The sequence below is a fragment of the Alicyclobacillus sp. CIJ1 genome, assembly GCF_057538885.1.
The window spans coordinates 1-598 of record NZ_BAAJPH010000008.1; the positions used below are offsets into that span (position 1 = coordinate 1).

The window sequence follows — 598 nt, forward strand, 5'->3', positions numbered from 1 at the left end:
CGGAGGAATCCGACAACGCTCGGCAGGTGGTGTCGAATGAGAGCGAATCGACTTCTCTTCCGCTTGGGGACGCGCTCGAGATCCTGGGGATGCTGGTGAAGCATCGGGCGAAGCTGGAGCGGCTGCTCTTGCACACGGAGCAGGGGACTACGGACGTGCCGCGCTACACCATCCCAGGGCTTTCGGTGGTGAAAAGCCTGCATCTATCGGTGGAGCTTGACCGCTTGCTCCGAGCCGCAAGTCAGGCATGGCGCATGTCGCAGCGCGAGATTCTGGAGGCGGCGATTCTCGAATTCCTGCGCAAACACGGCTACGACCACGTGATTCAAGGCCTTCTCACCGGTCGGAAACAGGAACGAACTTCCTGACGTTTTTGGACTTGAAAAGGATGACGATAGAAAGCTTTCAGCAAGCTTGCGCGTCACTAGCAAGGACGTTGCAAGCTTGCTGCTTGCAAGCATGCGTCAAGATCAGGATTTGGGAGAGGATGCGAAGGCGCATGGGGATAGGCATGTCCAACGTAAGGGAAGGAAAGGGATGGGTGATCAACAAGGGGACTTGAAACGCACACTGAGTGGCATTGCTTCAGCTGCGATTG

General features: G+C 56.9%; 1 pseudogene. It reads left to right on the forward strand.

Annotated elements, in window-relative coordinates:
- A pseudogene (locus tag AC27E8_RS00110) lies at positions 1–368 on the forward strand (hypothetical protein); the annotation flags it as partial.
- Between the last annotated feature and the right edge of the window lie 230 nt (positions 369–598).